This is a genomic window from Paenibacillus phyllosphaerae, assembly GCF_014192105.1.
GTDB classification, from domain to species: domain Bacteria; phylum Bacillota; class Bacilli; order Paenibacillales; family Paenibacillaceae; genus Paenibacillus_Z; species Paenibacillus_Z phyllosphaerae.
On the sequence record NZ_JACHXK010000005.1, the window covers coordinates 153,699 to 168,939 of the forward strand.

Below are 15,241 nucleotides of genomic sequence, written 5' to 3' on the forward strand. Positions count from 1 at the left end.
GGGTTTATCATACATCATAGGACATAAGTTGGGGAAACGTTTGCACAGTTCATTTTTACTACCTTTTACGACTCGCACTTCGTTTTTCTTCTATTTCCTCTTTTTTTCGGACGTTATTGATGTTTTGTTTTTGGGCTTGTCTGGGCATATTATCTATTTACAACACCTCCCTGCTCGTTTAACATAATCATATTAAAGGACAACGACGTGCATACGTTTGCACAACCGGGGGATTACACTATGGTAACGATAAAAGATGTCGCGCGGGTCGCCGGCGTTTCACCGTCAACGGTATCGCGTGTTGTATCAGGCAACCCAAGAATCAGCACTGAGACGTCGCGCAAGGTTAAGGAGATTATGGAGCAGCTCGGTTATCATCCGAACGTGATGGCCAAGAGCCTCGTATCCAAGACAACCCAGACGCTCGGCATCCTTCTACCTAGGCCTGCCGAGGAACTATTCCTTAATTTCTTCTTCGGCGAGCTTATCCGGGGGATTGTTACCCAGGCAACACGAGCAGGCTATGACATGTTAATGACAACGGTTACCTCGGATCATGACGAGCTTGAGACGATATCCCGACTCGTTCGAGGCAGCCGCGTAGACGGATTGATTCTGCTTTCTTCCCGCAAGAATGACCCGGTCATCGCATTTCTCCAGGCACATAATTTCCCATTCGTGCTTATCGGTCGAAGCGATGAATTTCCGGACATCATATCTATTGACAACAACAACGTGCAGGCAGCTTATGAAGCAACCAACCATCTCATTGCACAAGGCCATGAACGGATCGGATTCGTTAGCGGACCGCCGAACCTCGTCGTCTCGCAAGACCGTCTGGCCGGCTATCATCAGGCACTCAAGGAAGCGAAGCTGCCTTCGAAGCAGGAATGGATACTTGAAGGCGACGTGCTGCAGGAGAGCGGCTTCCGCGCCATGTCCTTCTTCATGAGTCTGCCGGACCGGCCATCGGCATTAGTCGTCTACGACGATCTGATCGCCTTCGGCGTTCTTCGCGGACTGACGGAACTTGGCTACAGCGTCCCTTCCGACATGTGCCTTGTCAGCTTTAACAATATCCCTCTCTCGGAGCTGGCTAGCACGCCGATCAGCTCGATCGACATCGGGACTTACCAACTCGGCTACACCGCGACCCAATCGCTGCTGCGCGCCGTGCATGGCGAGCCGCTCAGCCAGAATCAGATTGTCATTCCGCACCGTCTTATCGTGCGGGAATCATCGATTCAACCAAATCTAAAAAGGACGTGAAGTTAACTTGCTTAACGACAAACCTTATCTAATCGATGCCATTACCGGCAATTCCCGTTTCCTTGCTTCGCTGGGCAATACCGGCCGCATGTACCGTCTCTGGTGGCCGAATATCGACTTCCCGCAGCATGTAGACAAAATCCACAGCGGGCTCTTCTTCGAGGGCGAGCTCGCTTCCGGACGCACTTCCTGGTTCGACGAGCCGGAGCACGGCTGGTCGCATGAGGCCGCTTACGTACCGGGAACGAATATTTTCCGCACGAAAGCGAAGCATCATTACTTCCCGGTTGAAGCAACTACGGTAGACTTTGCTGCGCCAGGCGAAGACTTCCATGTGCGCGAGTATACGTTCACGAACAACGGCGAGTCGCCGGTATCGTTCCAATTCCTGTTCTACTCCGCATTCGCTATCGCAGAGAACCGCCTGTACAACACGGTGTTTTTCGACGAAGAGGCGGACGCGATCGTCCACTACCGTCACCGGTATTTTTTTTCAATCGGTAGTTCAAACGTTTGCACTGGTTATCAAGCAGGTTATGCGTGGGATGCCGCCGAGAACGGCGCTCTCCGCGGCACGAACATCGAGATGACGACGGACGGCGGACTTAGCTGGAAGATCCAAGATCTGGCTCCAGGCGCTGCCGTTACGGTTCCCGTCTATATCGCAGCAGGCACGACCCGCTTCGAATCGCTCGACGCGCTGAATAAAGCGAAGAGCCGTCCGTCTAACGAATGGTTCGCGGAAACAAACCAATACTGGCATGAGTTCGTCGAAGCCGCGACGCCATGCCCTACCGATAACCCGGAGATCAAGGAACTGTACGTCCGTTCCCTGCTCATGTTCAAGCTGATGAGCGACGAGAAGACCGGCAGCATCGTAGCCGCGCCGGAATTCGACGAGAACTTCAGCCGCTGCGGCGGATACTCGTACTGCTGGGGTCGCGACGCCGCGTTCATTACGACCGCGATCGACAAAGCCGGCCTGACCGGCCTGACGGACCGCTTCTACGATTGGGCGCTTACGGCGCAGGATCCGGACGGTTCGTGGCAGCAACGCCACTACCATGACGGCAGCCTTGCACCATCGTGGGGCATCCAGCTCGACGAAGGCGCTTCGCTGATCTGGGGGATGTGGGAGCACTACAAACATACGGGCTCGCGCGATTTTGCCGTCCGTGTATGGCCATCCGTCGAGAAAGGCGCTGCATTCCTCGTGGCAAGCCTCGACCCTGCGACCGGCCTGCCTAAGCCAAGCCGCGATCTGTGGGAAGAGCGCGAAGCCGAGCATACGTATTCCGCTGCGGCTGTCTATGGCGGCTTGAGCGCGGCTGCTTCCTTCGCCGAACTCGAAGGCAAACAAGAACTCGCAGCCGAGTGGTCCGCCGCTGCGGCGCGCGTCCAGGAAGGCCTTGCCGCACACGGCTGGAACGAAGAGAAGGACAGCTTCTACCGCGGTCTGAAAATCACCGTCTACCCGCACGTGTATGAAGAAGCAACGTCGAAGGGCCTGCAAGGCTACACGCAAACGAGCGCGAAAGGGTACACAACTTACCACCTTCAGCATGATCCGGTTATCGACATCAGCTTGCTCGGCATCTCCGTACCGTTCGGCGCCTTCACGCCGGACGACGAGCGTATGGTGAAGACGGCCGACGTAGTGGAGCGCGAACTGACGAGCCCGATCGTAGGCGGCATCAAGCGCTACGAGGACGACACGTATGCCGGGGGCAACCCTTGGATCCTGACGACGCTGTGGCTGGCTCACTACCGTATCGCTAACGGGCAATATGACGAAGCGAAGAAGCACTTGCAATGGGCGATCGATCACCGTACGGCAACCGGCCTGCTGCCGGAGCAAGTAGATAAGAACACGGGCGAGACGGCTTGGGTCGTACCGCTCACGTGGTCGCATGCGATGTTCGTGCTGACGATCTTCATGCTGGCAGAGCGTGGAGAACTGAACTAATTCAGATGGACCAAATAGAACAGCGGCGGACTAGGGATTAACCTGGTCCGCCGCTTTTTTTGGTTATGGATGAGCTTGATTGCGTCGAGTCATACATCGATTAACTAGCCAAGTTACGTACGCTGTTCGGTAAGATACGTCTTGACCGAAGGAGCCGTATAGTTTGAGAATTGCTGCAGTATTCCTTCAGGCGTATGATCGACGATCACCATCGGACGGTACTTGGGCTGCATGAACTGCTCCCGCTGCATGACGTCGAACATCGACACAAGCGGGTCGAAATAACCGTTAATATTCAGCAATCCGCAGGGCTTCGTATGCAACCCGAGCTGCCCCCACGTAAAAATCTCAAAGTATTCTTCCATCGTCCCCGGCCCTCCGGGAAGCGCAATGAAGCCATCGGCCAACTCCGCCATCTTCGCTTTACGTTCGTGCATGGAATCCACCATGATCAGCTCGGTAAGGCCCGTATGCGCGATTTCGCGTTGCTGCAAGAAGAAGGGAAGTACCCCGATCACTTTGCCCCCATGCTCTAGCACAGCATCTGCTACAGCCCCCATCAGCCCGACATTAGCCCCGCCATAAATTAACGTAATCCGGCGTTCGGCAAGTTCCTGACCGAGCCTTGTCGCGCTTTCTTTATATAAGGGTGAAACGCCAACGTTCGAGCCGCAGAATACAGCGATTGATTTCATTCCTGAACACTCCAATCTTGTCTCATGATGGTGATGGATTACCTGCATGCGGAAACAATACATCCCCTAGCTTACCAAACCGCGTCATCCATTACCTAGTGCTCCGGAACCGTAAACGCGAATAACCGCAAAAAAAGCGCATGCCCTTATCCGGGCAGCGCTTATTTGTAAAGCATACGCCGCTTGATCTGAACCTCTGAGCCATAGGTACGGATGAGACGTACCGACTCGGACTTCATGAATGCGGCAATTTCCTTCAACTGCTGTTTGGCAGGTTTTAACGTTTCCTTCACGGCGCCTTCGACGATCACATCGAATACAATCATGGTTTAGCTCCTTTACGCTTATTGTTACCAAGCATAAAGGCATCGTGTTAAGGCCGGATTAAACGTCGCGTCGGATTGTGTCAATTCTCTTCCCGAGTGTTCGGGCGATGTAAGAAGAAGCCTCAGGCTCAAGATGGCTAACCGCCCTCTGCCTAAGGCCTCTTACTTACGCTTCCGCAGCTAATACTACGGCGTTACGCGTGCTTTTGGCCTCGTACAAAGCACGATCGGCGGAAGCGACGAGCTCCTCCCATCCTTGCACCTCGGCGCAGCCGCCTGCAGCCACGCCCATACTCACGGTCACATAACGGCTCACCATCGACTTGGCATGCGGAATCCGCTGCGCTTCCACCAACGTGCGGATTTCTTCCGCGATGCGGCCTGCTTCCGTCACGCTTACGCCTGGAAGTACGCAAGCGAACTCCTCGCCTCCGTAACGAGCGATGTAATGCGAAGGAGCGGTTAAGGTCCCTTTCACCAAGCTCGCTACCGTCTTCAGGCACATATCCCCGCCTTGATGGCCGTACGTGTCGTTGTACATTTTGAAGCAATCGATATCGAGCAGAATGATCGACAGATCCTCCTTGCGCGCGCAGCACTGCTGCCATTCCTTCGTGGTCATCTCGTCGAAATAACGGCGGTTGTAGACCCCGGTAAGACCATCGAGCGAGGACAGCTTCACTAGCGCATCGTTGGCATTCTTCAGTTCGGCTTCCGCCATCACCCGCATCGTAATGTCGGTGATCGAGACGAGCACGCCCGTAACCTTGCCATCCTTATTGGTCAGCGGCGCAGCATTGCAAGCGACGATCCGGGACAGCTGCTCGCCGTCGCGTATCGAGAACTCCATATCGTTCCTCGCCTGCCCCGTCTTCAGCACGTCCAGGAAAGGCAACTTGTCATGCGTGTACCGCACGCCTTCGGTGCTGTGCAAATTCCAAATGCAGAAGCCCGCTTCCTCGGCCGTCCCTTGCGGAATGCCCAGCATCTGCTCGGCCATCTCGTTCGCCAGCGTGATCGTACCTTCTTCGTCAATGACGAGAATGCCGTTCGGCACCGTCTCAATAATGGTATCGACGCGTTCCCGGCCTTCCTCGACCTTCAGCTCCAACTGCTTGCGTTCGGTTACATTGCGCAAATAGATCGAGATGCCCTCCTTGGAAGGATAAATATTCGCTTCGAACCATGCGTTGAAGTTCGGCACGAATTCTTCCATGAGCACAGGGGTCTGTTCCTCCATCGCCTTGCGGTAGGCCCTCTCGAACACGCTCCCCTTCACGCGGGGGAACTCGTCCCATATGATCGTGCCGATCACATCGCGGCTGCCTTTTCCAAGAACCAGCTCCGCCTCGCGGTTAATGTACCGGAAGCGCCAGTCCCGGTCCAACGCCATGAACGCATCGGTAATGCTCTCGAGAATGCTCGTCACTCTTTGTTCGGACTCACGGTAAGCCTCTTCGGCTTGCTTCAGCTCGGTCACGTCGCGGCCAACGGAGACGACGCCCTTGATCTGTCCATTCGTCTCCTTATAAGGAGAGTACGACGTATGGTAGTGCTTGATGCCATCTTCCTGCGTCATAAGCGACCAATCCACGACGGACGGAATCCCTTGCAATGCGGCATGAAGCGCTTCTTCATGGGGAGCCGAATCCTTCTGCGGCATAAGCTCTTTCACTTGCTTGCCTAGCAGGCCATCGATCTCCCCCACCTCGCGGGTCGACCGGCCGAACATGCCCACGATGCGCAATTGATCGTCATAGGTGGTAACGGTCTCGTCCATCGAGTGGACAATCGAGCGAAAATGCTCCTCGCGGTCCGCCAGTTCCTTCTCCGCCCGGCGCTGCTCCGTAATGTCTTTGCCGGTGGCGATCATGTATTTGACTTGCCCATCCTGATCCCTGAGGAGTGCATTCGACCAAGCCACCAGCCGGATCTCTCCCTCTACCGACGACCAATTCTGCTCATAATGCTGGGAGAAGGCGCCGCCTTCCATAAAATATTGCAGCCCTTCCTTCATCGCCTCACGTTCTTCCGTGAGCGGCAGCAGCTCATAGATATAGCGGCCGTACACTTCTTCCAACGTATGGCCGGTCATCGTTTTGCACGCTTGATTGAAACGAATGATTCGGCCTTCGGCGTCCATAACTACGATGAGCGAAGCAGCCGCATCCAGGACCGAGCCGACGAAATTACGCTCCATCCGCAACTCTTCGATCGACGAACGAAGCGCGGCCGACATCCCGTTATAGACCTCGACTAGCTCCACCAGCTCGACTGTCCGGATTTTCAGCTGATCCGAATCGATTTTATAGCTGTAGTCGCCTTCCTTAATGCCTTGCACCCCTTGAAGCAGATGCTCGATCGGCAACGTTACTTTTTTCGACATTTTGAATGACAAATAGATTGCCGCTAATATCGCAAGCAGTATAATTGCGGCCGTCATCTGAATCTGCGTGTACAGCGAGTGAATGACGACATCCTTGCCCGCTTCGGCAATGATCAGCCATCGGTCTTGATTGGCCCACTGGTATGCTCCGTATACCTCGACGCCCCGATAGTTCGTGTACGAGTTAGCAGGGGATTCGCCAAGCGTAGCCAAGCGCGTAATCTCCGTATCCATGACGCCGTCAAGCGTGAAGCGCGATTCGGTAATCATCGTCCCGTCGAGCGCCACCAGATACGATTCCCCATGCTCTCCGAAGCGGAATTGCTTCACGAGCGCATCGATCGTCGTCAAATTGACCGCACCCGTTACGAGGCCGATAAATTCGTTGTTCTCATCCGTAACCGGCGAGGAAAAAATAATGACCGGCTTGCCGGTAAACTTGGACGTCAGCGTACTGGAGATGCTTTCCTTCAGCAGCTTGCCCTCCTGAAAATATTGCCGGTCCGTCAAATTGGTCGTTTGGCCGTTCACATTGGCAATGCCGTCTTGGTCGACATAGGTGATATAGCTGAACTCCGTCTGTTTGCCCAGGAACTGCTGCATGTTCGCCTTCATCTCCGCGCGATTCAGCTTCTTGGTGGACGGCATGTTCGCCAGGAAGTGAATCTCCGACATCCGCATCTCGATCCACTTCTCGATAAAAGCATGTTCCAGCATGACGACCTGCTGGAGCTGCTCGATCGTCTGGCGTTCATGGTGCTCATATTCGGTGAATGTAAACACCAGCATACAGGTTATCGCCACGCTTAGCACAAGCATGATCGCCCGGCTCCGGAGCTTGTTATTCAACGATCGCGCGCCCTTGCGCGGAAAGGTCGGCAGCTTCACTATAGGGTCTCTCCGTTTCTATGCAGCATCATTAACAGCGCTTTATTAATTGATTCGACATGAAACGACAAAACCCTGTTAGTACAAATTGGGTCCCAAAATCCCTGAGGGATTCCGAGGGTTTGGCCCTCTGGACACCCTCTGCAACCAAGGGCCAGCCCTTGAAACCCAATAGAGAAGGGGCAACCCCCTTTAGACCCCAGAGAAAGGGAGACCCCTTCAACCCCTTTAATTCGCCTCCCCCTTCCCCCTCCGCGGAGGGGAACCAGAGGGCCACGGCCCTACTGGATACCCGTAAGGGGCGAGACTCGGGACGCGGCCATCTTCGATGTGTCCTTTCGCGCGAGGCCCGCTTTTGTGCTGTCGGTTGAGCCGCCAGCACAAAGCTCTTTGTTCGAGCTTCGTTAATTAATTTGATGCCTTGGGGAGGTGACCTGCGGTGGTTCTCGTCTGAACATTACACGTGCTGACTCTCGCTTGACGTCCACCTTGTGGACACGCTTTACTTTAAACCGCAACAGCAAAAAGGCCGTGCGGGCATCGCCTACACGACCTTCAGGTTTATTTTAGACCAAACTCCTTAAGCACCTCGGCGATGTCTGCATTGATCGCTGAGATGTCCGCTTTGGCTGTCGGGGCGTCCGAGAACTGATGACGCCGCTTGAGCGCTAGCACGCGCAAGACGCTCTCATCGAGTCGCGTTTCGGTTAGCTCGCCGCTGGCGACGGCGCCTTTCAGCGCCTTGATGACGGTGTCGATGTTATCGTATCCGTGGGCGATGAACAGCATATCCGTTCCTGCTTTCATTGATTGCACCGCCGCTTCGCCCATGCCGTAATGATCCGCGATCGCGCCCATGGTCAGATCGTCGGTCATGATCACGCCGTCAAAATGCAGCGTCTCCCGCAGCTGATCGGTCATTATCGTCTTCGATAACGAAGCCGGATACTCCGGGTCGATCTTCGGGAATAGAATGTGGGCGACCATGACTGCCTCCGCCCCCTGTTCGATCGCCGCCTCGAACGGTTTCCATTCGAACGCCTGCAGCTCGCTCAGCTCCTTCTGCACGACCGGCAGCTCCAGATGCGAGTCCACGCCCGTATCCCCGTGCCCCGGAAAATGCTTAATGACCGGAACCACGCCATGCTCCTCGATCCCTTTCATCGTGGCAAGGCCCATCTCGCTTACCCGCTGCGCGGTCGTCCCGAACGAGCGCGTCCCGATCACCGGATTGTCCGGGTTGCTGTTAATATCGAGCACCGGCGCGTAGTTGACGTTGATGCCCATTGCCGCACAGGCTTCGGCTAGCAATGTCCCGATATCCTCCGCCAGCTCCGTCTTGCCGGTATTGCCGATCTGTCTCGCATTCGGCAGCTTGGCCAGCTCCGGCAGCCGGCTTACCTTGCCGCCCTCCTGATCGACCGACAGCATGAGCGGCGCCGGATTGCCCGCATTCCACGCTTTGAGCTGATTAACGTAATTCGTCATGCCGGCGACCGACTTCAGATTGTCTTTATAGAAAATAACGCTGCCCACATGCTGTTCCTGTACCATCCGTCTCGCGCCTTCATCCGCTTGGGTGCCGTCAACGCCGGCAATGAGCAGCTGGCCGATCTTCTCCTCCAGCGTCATCGCCGCTAGCTGACGCTGCAGTTCCTCCTGCGCCGCTGCCGCCGCCTCATCTTCCGGACTTAATTCATCGTCCGGTTCCGCTTCAGGCTGATCGTTGCCGCCCTCTGCCGCTCCATCATCCTGCCCGCCATCCGCAGTCCCTGCGTTCACGTCAGGAGCCTCCGGACGATTGTCGGACGTCTGCTCCCCTTGTCCATTACCAGGCTCCGACTCTTGTCGGTTATCCTTGCTGCAGCCGGCGATCAGCACAACGATAACAATCAGCATGATCCCTATCCGTAACAGCTTCGATTTTCCCATGCTTCACCTTCCTGTCCCCATCCTTCATTGTTGCACAACTACGAGCGGGTTTAACCCTTAGACGAATACGGCGGCAGAAAGTTCCTTCCAGGGCCCAATCAAAGCCTCTATCGATAAAAAAAGGTCTTCCGCACCAGCCCATTCGCTGGTACAGAAGACCCTATTCGCCGCGTGAGGCGGCTAGATTGTCCACAGACTCCAATCGTTGCGGCGCTTGCCGAGCGCCTCGATCCAACGGACCGTAATATCGAACGTCTGCTCACGGGCCGCCTTCGAGGAGAAGGTGTGATCGGCCTGCAGAATAACTTCCTTGTCGCAGCTGCCCTCTTTGCGCAGCCAGAACATCTTCTGGTACAAGAAGCAGTAGTCGACCGGAATGACCGTATCGGCCGTGCCATGCACGATCAGCACGTCGCCATTGTAGCCGCGCAGCTCGGTCAGCGGTTGGAATTCCGCGAGCGAGTCGGTGAAGCGCTTCGTCAGCTCGTAGTGATGATGATCCGTCTTGCCGACCGTATCGATTTCCTCGATTGCCTTAGTCCCGATGATATTGCGAATATCCATATAAGGATGCGCAACCGGCGCCCACATCACGAGAGACTTGACCCGCGCATCGCGAGCCGCCGTCAGCACCGCCACCGCGCCGCCTAGACTGTGCCCGAGCAGCGTGACGCGCTCTGGATCGACCAGATCCAGGCCGGATACGTAGTCGAGCACCGTGCGCGTCTGCTCGATGAGCACATCCAGACCGCCGCTGCCATAGTCGCCCGTACTCTCGCCGCAGCCGCCATAATCGAAGCGCAGGACGAAGTAGCCTTGTGCCGTGAGGCGCTCGGCCGCCTCCACGAATAGACGGTCCGTACCGATCCGGTTGCCGATGAATCCATGGGCAATCACGACGATCGGGTACTTCCGCGAGCCGCGGGAATCTTTATCGCTAGTCGGGTACTGCAGTACGCCGGACAACAGTACATCGCCGCTTTTTATCGTAATGGAATGATTCATCTATCGGCACCACCTTATTCCTATAATTCATACCGTATTAGTTGGAATTAGAATAACACACCTGCTCCCTTGCGTCAATCGTTATTTGACGGGTGGGCATCCAACCACTTGAGCGCCTCCCGTACGCTGAGCGGCGACAACTTCTCTGCAGCGACGAAATTCCGCACCGCTTGCGCATCCGTCTTGGAATACTCCCGCAGCGCCCAGCCGATTGCCTTACGGATGAAGAAGTCCTCCTCGCCCGCGAAGCGCCGAATCAACGCGAACAATAGCTGCGCATCCGTCCGCTCCTTATAATGAAGCTGGAACAGCAGCACGCTTCTTCTTAGCCACAGATCGTCCGACTCCGTCCATCGCGGAACGTATTCGCCTCTTAACTCCGGATACAGCTCGAATAGCGATCCAGCCAGCTTGCCCGCCAGCAGATCGACGGTATCCCACCAAGAATAGGTCACGATAAGTTGTTCAAGCAATGGCGCGCGCTCCGGCTTCGCCTTCTTCATCCGCTTCTCCAACAGCACGATCGCCGTGTAATGAAACTCCCGTTCCGGCAGCGCCCATAAGGTGCGAACGACCTGCAGCAGCTCCTCTTCCGTCTCCGGCAATCCATGCTCAGTCAGAAAATCGCGCGTCAGCGCCGCACGTTCCGGCTTCTTGATCCCCAGGAACGGAAACAGATCCCGCATGTACGCGGCCATTGCGGCTGCCTCGGCAGGGTTAGCCGACGCCCTCAGCTTATTCTCAAGCAGCGTAACATAGTGCTGATTCATCTTGCGAACGTCCTCCCATCTCTGCTCCTGCCTGTAGTCTACCGATTCCGATCGAACAAGACAAGCCGCCGGCGACCACCCTTGGACGAAGCGAAAAAAAGGCGTTACCATCGCTTGCGCGATGATAACGCCTTCCACTTAAACTTATGCGTAGTGGCAAGCCGCAAAGTGGCCTTTGCTCACTTCACGCAGCGCAGGCACTTCGGAAGCGCAGCGCTCTGTGGCAGCCGGGCAGCGCGTACGGAACGGGCAACCGCTCGGCGGGTTGATCGGGGATGGAATGTCCCCTTTCAGCACGATGCGTTCTTTCTTCGCTTCGATCTCCGGATCCGGAACCGGAATCGAAGACAGCAGCGCTTTGGTATACGGATGCTGCGGGTTCGCATAGAGCGCTTCGCTCTCTGCGAGCTCCACCATTTTGCCCAAGTACATAACGGCTACGCGGTCGGAGATATGCTTAACCATCGCCAGGTCATGCGCGATGAACATGTACGTCAGTCCTTGCTCACGCTGCAGATCCTTCAGCAGGTTGACGACCTGCGCCTGAATCGAAACGTCGAGCGCGGAGATCGGCTCGTCGCACACGATGAAGCTTGGGTCTACCGCCAGCGCACGGGCAATCCCGATCCGCTGACGCTGGCCGCCGGAGAACTCATGCGGATAACGATCCGCATGCTCAGGCTTGAGGCCTACGCGGTCGAGCAACTGCTCGATTTTGTAGCGCATCTCTTTGCGGCTGCCAGCCAGATTATGAAGCTTGAACGGTTCGGCAATAATACTTTCGACGGACCAGCGCGGGTTCAGGGATGCGTAGGGATCCTGGAAGATCATCTGCATGTTGCGGCGCGCCGCCTTCAGCTTGGAGCCGTTCATCTTGTAGATGTTCTCGCCGTTGAACAGCACCGTGCCGGCTGTCGGTTCGTACAGGCGGAGAATCGTGCGGCCTGCCGTCGATTTACCGCAGCCCGACTCGCCTACAACCCCGACCGTTTCGCCTTTGGCGATGTTCAGCGAAAGATCGTTGACGGCTTTCAGCGTGCCGTCGCCAACGTTGAAATATTTTTTCAGACCATCGATTTGAATGAGTGCATTCGAATTAGATTTGCTCATCGTCCGTGCCCCTCTCTATACCGCGCTATGCATCCAACATCTGGACGCATGAGTTGGGCTGTGCGTCGTAACGTCTGCGTCTTGCTCGGCGCAAATACGCATTGCGTTCTCGCAACGGTCGGCGAATGCACAGCCTTTCGGCGGATGCATCATATTCGGCGGGGTGCCATCGATCGGAATAAGCGGCTCGTCCTTCGGTTGGTCGAGACGCGGCAGCGAACGAAGCAGACCACGCGTATATGGATGCTGCGGATTTTTGAAAATTTCTTCCTTCGTACCTTCTTCCACCACTTTACCGGCATACATAACGATAACGCGGTCACACATATCGGCAACGATCCCCAAGTCATGGGTGATCATAATAATCGAAGTTCCTAGGCGATGCTGAAGATCCTTCATCAGCTCCAGAATCTGAGCCTGGATCGTCACGTCGAGCGCCGTCGTCGGCTCATCGGCAATGAGCAGCGTCGGGTCGCAAGAGAGCGCAACGGCGATCATCGCGCGTTGGCGCATACCGCCGGAGAATTCATGCGGGTATTGTGCGAACCGGCGCTCCGGATTCGGCAAGCCTACGAGGCGCAGCATCTCGACCGCACGTTCTTTGGCTTGCGTATTGTTCATATTCTGATGCTTCATGAGAACTTCGGTAATTTGACGGCCGATCGTGATCGTCGGATTGAGCGATGTCATCGGATCCTGGAAGATCATGCCGATCTCTTTACCACGGATCGCTTCCATCTCTTTCTCCGACTTCTTCAGAATATCTTGCCCTTTGAAGTCGATGGTGCCGCCGTTAATACGGCCTGGAGGGGTTGGGATCAGACGCATAATCGTCTGTGCGGTTACGCTCTTGCCACTGCCGGATTCACCAACGATCGCGAGCGCTTCACCGGCCTTCAGATCGAACGTAACGTTTCGGACGGCCTGTACCAATCCACCGCGTGTGTTAAACGCAACTTCCAGGTTTTTCACGGATAGAACCGTTTCTTGTTTACTCATGTCCGTCACCTCCCGTTAAACCTTCATCTTCGGATCGAACGCATCGCGCAGGCCGTCACCGAAGACGTTAAACGCCAGCATCGTAATGGTCAACAGACCAGCTGGGAAGAGCAACTGCCAAGGGTAGTACTTCCATGTCTCCATTGCGTCGTTGATCATAACGCCCCACGAAGCGGCCGGCGATTGAACGCCAAGGCCCAGGAAGCTCAGGAATGCCTCGGCGAAAATAGCCGATGGTACCGACAGCGTCAACGTAACGATAATCGGGCCAAGCGAGTTCGGAATCAGATGGCGCAGCACGATATGGAAACCGCCTGCCCCCATCGAACGTGCAGCCAGCACGTATTCTTGGTTCTTCAGCTGCATAATTTGTCCACGGACGATCCACGACATGTTGATCCATCCGGTTATTGTCATCGCCAGAATAATCGTCCACATATTCGATCCGAGTACGACGCTGACCAGAATTACGACCAACAGGTACGGAATCGCATAGAGAACCTCAGAGAAACGGTTGAGGATTTCATCGACTTTGCCGCCGAAATAGCCCATCATACCGCCCATCAATACACCAATCAACAAGTCAGCCAGCGCTGCTACAAGGCCAATGGTAAGCGAGATTTGCGCACCCTTCCAGGCACGCGCCCAGATATCGCGGCCAAGGCTGTCCGTACCGAACCAGTGGTCGCCGGAAGGGCCTTGGTTTTGAGCATCAAGATTGTTCGAGTAATAGTTGTGCGCAGTCATGTGTGGACCAAATATTGCGAAAAATACAATGACAACAAGAATACCTAACGATACCATTGCCCAGCTGTTCGTATAAAGGCGGTACAGAATTTCTTGACCTGCAGAGCGACTCTTAGGAGCAGACTCAACGACGTCATTCGACTTCTTTTCAAGCTTAGCAAATTTACTAGGATCAATGCTTCCTTTGTGGGATTCCACATTAGCCGGCTGCATGGTCTCAGCCTCCTTTTTTCGAAATCTTGATACGTGGGTCAATGATGGCGTAAGCAATATCCGTTATGAAACGAGAAGCCATGAGAATGGCCGCATAGAACAAGGTAATGCCCATGATGAGCGTGTAATCACGGTTCGATACGGAATCTGTGAAAAATTTCCCAAGTCCAGCGATGCCAAAAATCGATTCGACGACAACGGAACCCGTAATAATGTTCGCTGTCATCGGTCCAACATAGGAAACCACCGGCAACAGGCCGTTACGCAAGGCGTGGCGGATGAGAATCGTGAGCGATCCCAAACCTTTCGCTTTGGCAGTACGGATATAATCGGCTGCCAGAACCTCAATCATCGTCGAACGCGTAAGTCGGGCAATAAAGGCTATAGGAAGAACAGATAACGCAAGCGTCGGAAGAACATAGTCCATCGGACCGTGCAGACCGGCAACGTGGAACCAGCGCAGCTTATTCGCAAAATAGTACTGTCCGAGCGTAGCAAGCACGAAGTTCGGAACCGCGATCCCGACTGTAGCCGCCAGCATGATCAGACGGTCAATCAGCTTACGGTTATACAATGCCGCGATGAGGCCGATAGCAACACCAACGACAACGGAAACGATAATAGCCACAACGCCGAGTTGAAGCGAGTATTTGAACGAACGGGTAATGATATCCACTACGCTCTGGTACTGCTGTCTCATCGACATCCCTAAGTCTAAGTTAAGCAGGTTCTTCAAGTAAATGAGATATTGATGCCATAACGGCTTATCAAACCCGTAGTATTTGATCAAGTTCTCGCGGACTGCAGCGGGTACGTTCTTTTCCTGCATGAATGGATCGCCCGGGATCGCCTTCATGAGGAAGAATGTTGCCGTTGCAAGGACGAACAGGGACAACAGAATGTTGACCAACTTTCTTAGCACATAACGGAACATG

12 protein-coding genes are annotated in these 15,241 nt (G+C 55.0%); 2 read left to right on the forward strand and 10 right to left on the reverse strand.

The genetic code is table 11. The features are described 5' to 3' along the window. Positions 1 to 240: 240 nt before the first annotated feature. Both FHS18_RS13210 and FHS18_RS13215 read left to right on the forward strand, forming a co-directional pair. A complete protein-coding gene (locus FHS18_RS13210) occupies positions 241 to 1,269 on the forward strand; it encodes a LacI family DNA-binding transcriptional regulator (RefSeq protein ID WP_183600538.1) in 1,029 nt (342 codons plus the stop codon). 7 nt (positions 1,270 to 1,276) lie between these two features. Continuing rightward, on the forward strand, positions 1,277 to 3,235 hold the full coding sequence (locus FHS18_RS13215; RefSeq protein ID WP_246427628.1) for a glycoside hydrolase family 15 protein: 1,959 nt from the start codon (positions 1,277 to 1,279) through the stop codon (positions 3,233 to 3,235). A gap of 113 nt (positions 3,236 to 3,348) precedes the next feature. On the opposite strand, the gene FHS18_RS13220 is transcribed toward FHS18_RS13215, so the two are convergent. From FHS18_RS13220 to FHS18_RS13265, 10 genes are all read right to left on the reverse strand, one after another. After that, a complete protein-coding gene (locus tag FHS18_RS13220; protein WP_183600539.1) occupies positions 3,349 to 3,930 on the reverse strand; it encodes an LOG family protein in 582 nt (193 codons plus the stop codon). A gap of 161 nt (positions 3,931 to 4,091) precedes the next feature. After that, positions 4,092 to 4,256 carry a mechanosensitive ion channel protein MscL gene (locus FHS18_RS13225; protein WP_183600540.1) on the reverse strand — a complete coding sequence of 55 codons (165 nt, stop codon included), beginning with the start codon at positions 4,254 to 4,256 and terminating at the stop codon, positions 4,092 to 4,094. Positions 4,257 to 4,422: 166 nt separating this feature from the next. Beyond that, positions 4,423 to 7,530 (reverse strand): PAS domain S-box protein, encoded by a 3,108-nt coding sequence (locus tag FHS18_RS13230; RefSeq protein WP_183600541.1) that lies wholly within the window; start codon positions 7,528 to 7,530, stop codon positions 4,423 to 4,425. A 561-nt stretch (positions 7,531 to 8,091) separates the two neighbouring features. Then, positions 8,092 to 9,462 carry a beta-N-acetylhexosaminidase gene (gene nagZ, locus FHS18_RS13235; protein ID WP_246427629.1) on the reverse strand — a complete coding sequence of 457 codons (1,371 nt, stop codon included), beginning with the start codon at positions 9,460 to 9,462 and terminating at the stop codon, positions 8,092 to 8,094. A 180-nt stretch (positions 9,463 to 9,642) separates the two neighbouring features. Next, a complete protein-coding gene (locus tag FHS18_RS13240) occupies positions 9,643 to 10,467 on the reverse strand; it encodes an alpha/beta hydrolase family protein (RefSeq protein WP_183600542.1) in 825 nt (274 codons plus the stop codon). Positions 10,468 to 10,541: 74 nt separating this feature from the next. Further along, positions 10,542 to 11,237: a DNA alkylation repair protein gene (locus FHS18_RS13245; protein WP_183600543.1), complete on the reverse strand. Its 696-nt coding sequence runs from the start codon at positions 11,235 to 11,237 to the stop codon at positions 10,542 to 10,544. A gap of 144 nt (positions 11,238 to 11,381) precedes the next feature. Beyond that, positions 11,382 to 12,347: an ABC transporter ATP-binding protein gene (locus tag FHS18_RS13250; protein WP_183600544.1), complete on the reverse strand. Its 966-nt coding sequence runs from the start codon at positions 12,345 to 12,347 to the stop codon at positions 11,382 to 11,384. Between the two features lie 15 nt (positions 12,348 to 12,362). Continuing rightward, positions 12,363 to 13,346: an ABC transporter ATP-binding protein gene (locus FHS18_RS13255; RefSeq protein ID WP_183600545.1), complete on the reverse strand. Its 984-nt coding sequence runs from the start codon at positions 13,344 to 13,346 to the stop codon at positions 12,363 to 12,365. Positions 13,347 to 13,361: 15 nt separating this feature from the next. Next, positions 13,362 to 14,306, reverse strand: coding sequence for an ABC transporter permease (locus FHS18_RS13260; RefSeq protein WP_183600546.1), 945 nt, complete (start codon positions 14,304 to 14,306; stop codon positions 13,362 to 13,364). Positions 14,307 to 14,310: 4 nt separating this feature from the next. Continuing rightward, positions 14,311 to 15,240, reverse strand: coding sequence for an ABC transporter permease (locus tag FHS18_RS13265; protein ID WP_183600547.1), 930 nt, complete (start codon positions 15,238 to 15,240; stop codon positions 14,311 to 14,313). Between the last annotated feature and the right edge of the window lies 1 nt (position 15,241).

Bases quoted from the DNA above. Each gene is read 5' to 3' on its own strand.
- FHS18_RS13210 (WP_183600538.1), top strand. From the start codon at position 241: ATGGTAACGATAAAAGATGTCGCGCGGGTCGCCGGCGTTTCACCGTCA.
- FHS18_RS13220 (WP_183600539.1), bottom strand. From the start codon at position 3,930: ATGAAATCAATCGCTGTATTCTGCGGCTCGAACGTTGGCGTTTCACCC.
- FHS18_RS13225 (WP_183600540.1), bottom strand. From the start codon at position 4,256: ATGATTGTATTCGATGTGATCGTCGAAGGCGCCGTGAAGGAAACGTTA.
- nagZ (WP_246427629.1), bottom strand. From the start codon at position 9,462: ATGGGAAAATCGAAGCTGTTACGGATAGGGATCATGCTGATTGTTATC.
- FHS18_RS13240 (WP_183600542.1), bottom strand. From the start codon at position 10,467: ATGAATCATTCCATTACGATAAAAAGCGGCGATGTACTGTTGTCCGGC.
- FHS18_RS13245 (WP_183600543.1), bottom strand. From the start codon at position 11,237: ATGAATCAGCACTATGTTACGCTGCTTGAGAATAAGCTGAGGGCGTCG.
- FHS18_RS13250 (WP_183600544.1), bottom strand. From the start codon at position 12,347: ATGAGCAAATCTAATTCGAATGCACTCATTCAAATCGATGGTCTGAAA.
- FHS18_RS13255 (WP_183600545.1), bottom strand. From the start codon at position 13,346: ATGAGTAAACAAGAAACGGTTCTATCCGTGAAAAACCTGGAAGTTGCG.
- FHS18_RS13260 (WP_183600546.1), bottom strand. From the start codon at position 14,306: ATGCAGCCGGCTAATGTGGAATCCCACAAAGGAAGCATTGATCCTAGT.
- FHS18_RS13265 (WP_183600547.1), bottom strand. From the start codon at position 15,240: ATGTTCCGTTATGTGCTAAGAAAGTTGGTCAACATTCTGTTGTCCCTG.